At 58.8% G+C, this 325-nt stretch carries 1 protein-coding gene; it reads left to right on the forward strand.

Features of this window, described 5'->3' with window-relative positions; genetic code table 11:
- A partial coding sequence (locus OGY15_RS24760) for an IS66 family transposase (protein WP_286537265.1) occupies window positions 1-325 on the forward strand: 325 nt, incomplete at both ends.

A 325-nucleotide genomic window follows, 5' to 3' on the forward strand; every position in this document is an offset into this window, starting at 1 on the left:
TATGTGCTGATGCCCGGTAAAGTCCATGCTGATGATATCCCCGTCCCGGTCCAGGAGCCGGGCAGCGGTAAAACCCGGACAGCCCGGCTGTGGGTCTACGTCCGTGATGACCGTAACGCCGGTTCACAGATGCCCCCGGCGGTCTGGTTCGCGTACAGTCCGGACCGGAAAGGTATCCATCCACAAAATCACCTGGCCGGTTACAGCGGTGTGCTTCAGGCCGATGCTTACGGTGGTTACCGGGCGTTATACGAATCCGGCAGAATAACGGAAGCCGCGTGTATGGCTCATGCCCGGAGAAAAATCCACGATGTGCATGCAAGAG

This window comes from Citrobacter sp. Cu231 (genome assembly GCF_030332265.1).
In the GTDB taxonomy this organism is placed as follows: Bacteria; Pseudomonadota; Gammaproteobacteria; order Enterobacterales; family Enterobacteriaceae; genus Citrobacter; species Citrobacter meridianamericanus.